At 35.1% G+C, this 4226-nt stretch carries 5 protein-coding genes; all 5 read left to right on the top strand.

Annotated elements, in window-relative coordinates; genetic code table 11:
• Positions 1–96: 96 nt before the first annotated feature.
• Positions 97–357 carry a hypothetical protein gene (locus Q0A18_RS10440; protein ID WP_292010090.1) on the top strand — a complete coding sequence of 87 codons (261 nt, stop codon included), beginning with the start codon at positions 97–99 and terminating at the stop codon, positions 355–357.
• Positions 358–442: 85 nt separating this feature from the next.
• Positions 443–1294 carry a BadF/BadG/BcrA/BcrD ATPase family protein gene (locus Q0A18_RS10435; RefSeq protein WP_292010089.1) on the top strand — a complete coding sequence of 284 codons (852 nt, stop codon included), beginning with the start codon at positions 443–445 and terminating at the stop codon, positions 1292–1294.
• An 11-nt stretch (positions 1295–1305) separates the two neighbouring features.
• Positions 1306–3594: an NADP-dependent malic enzyme gene (locus tag Q0A18_RS10430; protein ID WP_292010088.1), complete on the top strand. Its 2289-nt coding sequence runs from the start codon at positions 1306–1308 to the stop codon at positions 3592–3594.
• Between the two features lie 12 nt (positions 3595–3606).
• Positions 3607–3786, top strand: a complete 180-nt coding sequence (locus tag Q0A18_RS10425; protein ID WP_292010087.1) for a hypothetical protein — start codon at positions 3607–3609, stop codon at positions 3784–3786.
• A gap of 21 nt (positions 3787–3807) precedes the next feature.
• Positions 3808–4023: a hypothetical protein gene (locus Q0A18_RS10420; RefSeq protein WP_292010086.1), complete on the top strand. Its 216-nt coding sequence runs from the start codon at positions 3808–3810 to the stop codon at positions 4021–4023.
• Positions 4024–4226: the final 203 nt, after the last annotated feature.

Raw genomic sequence — 4226 nt, 5'->3', positions numbered from 1 at the left:
TTTTCAATCCTTTATGTTAGTGATTTTTCTATCTTGTAATGTGTGCTTGAAACATACTGTCAACTAATCAGATAACCCTATTTTCCATTATTTTGTATGAAACACCAAAACAAATACAGGAAATTCCAGCTTCAGCAAAAAAATATTGAAGCTCTTGAACGTGAAAATTCACGTTTCAAAAGGATTTATTCAGAGTATGAAAATATGTCCAATGAACTTTGGAGTCTTGAGAATTCCAGTGGAGAACCGCAGCCCGATGATTTTATTAATGCCATTATTCTTCAGAAAACCTATCTGGAAGATGAAATAGAAGATTGGCTGATTCAGTTTAATAATAAAAAGAAAATTAAAAACTGATAATTCTTAGGTGCCTTATAAAAGTGTTTTCCAATCTATATCAAGATAAATTCCTAATTTAGCATTCTTAAAAAAATGATAAAATATGGTTGCTATTGTTGATGGAGGATCTACAAAATGTGATTGGGTAATATTGGATGATTTCGGGAAGGTTTTTATGAAAACAAAAACAATTGGATTTAATCCTAATAATATTGCAGCCGAACTGATAGTACCTGAAATTGAAAAGAATATCAATCTCGGTTCAGTAAAAAAGTCGATTACCAAGGTCTTTTTCTATGGCTCAGGCTGTGGAGTTCCGGAAAATTGTGCTACTATTGAAAGAGAACTGAAAAAGTTTTTTGATAAAGCTTCTGTGGTCGTTAAAGAGGATCTTACTGCTGCTGCTTATGCTGCATATAACGGAAAACCTGCTATTGTTTGTATTTTGGGGACAGGCTCTAATTCATGTTATTTTGATGGTGAGAAATTAACTATTAAGTTACCGTCATTAGGCTTCTTAATGGGTGATGAAGGAAGTGGAAGTGCTATCGGAAAACAATTGGTCAGAAGGTATTTTATGAAAAAACTTCCTCCTGATTTACACCAGGAATTTGAGGAAACTTATCATTTAACCATCGAAGATGCATTAAAAAATATGTATCACAATTCCCGTGCAAATGCTTATTTAGCTGATTTTAACCGATTTGTAGTGGAAAGAAAGACTCATCCTTACTTCCAGAACATGGTTTTTGAAGAAATGAAGAATTTTTTTGAATACCAGGTATTGCCTTATGAAGAATCCAAAGAGGCGGAAATCAACTTTATAGGATCAATTGCCTATTATTATGAAAATATACTTCGTTCTGCGGCTGCAGAACTTAATTTGAATGTTGGTAATGTAGTACAAAAGCCCATTGAACGCTTAGTGGATTACCATATTAAATATATACTTTAAAAGAAATAGTTATGTCAAGTAAAACTCACAGAGACGAAAATACTTTTAAACAGGCTGCTTTGGATTATCATAAATCTGAGCCTAAAGGGAAAATCGAAGTTATCCCTTCAAAACCCCATTCCTCACAAAGAGATTTATCTTTGGCATATTCTCCAGGAGTTGCTGTCCCATGTATGGAAATTCACGATAAGCCTGAAGCGGTGTATGACTATACAGGAAAAGGAAACCTAGTGGCGGTAATTTCTAACGGTACTGCTGTTTTAGGGCTTGGAGATATTGGTGCGGAAGCATCAAAACCTGTAATGGAAGGAAAAGGCCTTTTATTTAAGATTTTTGCAGATATTAATGTTTTTGATATCGAAATCAATGAAAAAGATCCAGATAAATTTATAGAGATCGTAAAAGGTATTGCTCCTACTTTCGGAGGAATCAACCTTGAAGATATAAAGGCTCCTGAAGCTTTCTACATTGAACAAAAGCTAAAAGAAGAGCTTAATATTCCTCTCATGCATGATGATCAGCATGGTACAGCCATTATTTCTGCTGCTGCGCTTCTCAATGCATTACAAATTGCAGGGAAAAATATTGAAGATGTAAAAATGGTAGTCAATGGAGCTGGAGCAGCTGCCATTGCCTGTACAAAATTATATATCGCTTTAGGCCTTAGAAAAGAAAATGTTTTAATGTGTGACAGTAAAGGGGTTATTAATAGCAGAAGAGAAAATTTGACTCCTGAAAAACTTGATTTTATTGTAGAAACACCTCTTAATACTTTAGAAGAAGCGGTAGTAGGATCAGACGTTTTTGTGGGACTTTCCAAAGGAAATGTAATGACTCCGGAAATGTTAGCCAGCATGTCTGAAAATCCTATCGTTTTTGCTCTTGCCAATCCCGATCCGGAGATCGCTTATGATCTGGCGATGGAGACAAGGAAGGACGTGATCATGGCAACTGGGAGAAGTGATTATCCTAATCAGGTAAATAATGTATTGGGGTTCCCATATATTTTCCGTGGAGCATTGGATGTTCAGGCAAAAGGAATTAATGAAGCAATGAAGCTGGCTGCTGTAAAGGCTATTGCAGACCTGGCAAAAGAACCAGTTCCTGAAGCAGTAATATTAGCTTATAACGTTAGAACATTACAATTCGGAAGAGATTATTTTATTCCTAAGCCATTTGATAACAGATTGATTACAAAGGTTTCAAGTGCGGTAGCTAAAGCAGCTATGGAAAGTGGAATTGCAGGAAGATCGATTGAGGATTTTGAAGAATATGAAAATCAGCTTCTGGACAGAATGGGAAGAGATGAGAAGTTGGTAAGAATGATGCAGAGCCGTGCCAGATCAAACCCTAAAAGAGTTACCTTAGGAAATGCTGAAGAGTATAATGTATTGAAGGCAGCTCAGATTCTTTACGAGGAAGGAATTGCACAGCCTATTTTATTGGGAGAAAAAAAATACATTCAAGCTCAGATGGAGCGATTCGGTATCAAGCTGGATGTTCCGATTATTGATCCTAATGATGATGATCAGAAACAAAATAGAAAAAAATACAGAGAAACACTTTGGAAACTTCGTCAGCGAAAAGGGATGAATGAATACAAGGCTAAAAAATTTGTAAGACAGAGAGACTATTTTGGACCTTTGATGTTGAAACATGGTGACACAGATGCACTTATTGTTGGTTTCTCTAAAAATTATACATCAGTATTACGTCCCGTTTTAGAAGTAATAGAAAAAGAAAAAGGAGTAGATAAGATTGCTGCGATGATGATGATTCTTTCAGAAAAGAAACCTATTTTCTTTGCAGATACTTCGATTACTAAGGATCCTACTGCTGAAGATCTCGTAAACATTGCAAGAATGGCAGAATATACTGTGAAATCTTTTGCGATAGAACCTAGAATTGCAATGTTAGGGTATGAAAACTTTGCTGCTATTGCAGAATCTTCTAAAAAAGTAGCAAAAGCGGTAAGTATTCTTCATGAAAAATTTCCTAAAATGGTGGTTGATGGAGAAATTCAGCCTGATTTTGCTATGAATTCAGATCATTTAAGTGATTATCCATTCTCGAAATTAGGAACCACACCGGCTAATACCTTTATATTCCCTAATCTGGAAAGTGCTAATTTGTCGTACAAAATTATCAGAGGGATGAAAGTTGCGCAGGTTATTGGACCAATCCTGATGGGACTAAAACAACCTGTACATGTATTACAGATGCGTTCAAGTGTGGATGAAATTGTGAATTTGGCTACGATAGCTGTATTGGATGCCCAAAGAAGAGAAGCTAAAAAATAAGGTGATTAGACTGTGAAGCCGAAAAAGAAAGCTGTTATTTTCGATATGTACGGAACTTTAGTGGATAATATCTGTTTCCACGAAGAGTCTTGGCTATTATTTCTCGAAAAGAATAGCATCGGTATCGATCTTGGAAATTTTCAGGCTCAAAATCATGGGACTATTGATGAAATGATAAGTTGTTTTTTTTGAAATTATCTGTCTAAAATAAAATTGTATGAACTTGGACAGGAAAAAGAAAGAACATATAGAGATATTTATCAGCCACATATAAAAGAGGTTAATCCATTAACCTCTTTTATTCAAAAACTGAATCAAAAAAATACTACGGTAGGTCTTACTACAATGGGGGATCAGCCTAATATTGATTTTATATTGGACGGATTGAATATCAGAAATTATTTTCAGGAGATCACAGATGGGGCATGAGGTGAAAAAGGGCAATCCTGATCCTGAAATATTTTTGAAAACTCTGGAGAAATTAAGAATTCAGGAAAAAGATAATATGCTGGTGGAAGATTAAAAGTGGAGTGAAATCTGCTTTAGACACCGGAATTAAAGTAATACGAATTACAACTACATATTTGGAAGAAGAATTACCGGATTTTGGTTGTATTTTTGTAGTTCAGAAT

This window comes from Chryseobacterium sp. (assembly GCF_022712095.1).
Taxonomy (GTDB): domain Bacteria; phylum Bacteroidota; class Bacteroidia; order Flavobacteriales; family Weeksellaceae; genus Chryseobacterium.
Note: the sequence above shows the minus strand (reverse complement) of the source record. Positions and strands in the feature narration are given on the sequence as shown.

Excerpts from the sequence above, each read along its gene's own strand:
- Q0A18_RS10440 (WP_292010090.1), top strand. The coding sequence starts at position 97 with ATGAAACACCAAAACAAATACAGGAAATTCCAGCTTCAGCAAAAAAAT.
- Q0A18_RS10435 (WP_292010089.1), top strand. The coding sequence starts at position 443 with ATGGTTGCTATTGTTGATGGAGGATCTACAAAATGTGATTGGGTAATA.
- Q0A18_RS10430 (WP_292010088.1), top strand. The coding sequence starts at position 1,306 with ATGTCAAGTAAAACTCACAGAGACGAAAATACTTTTAAACAGGCTGCT.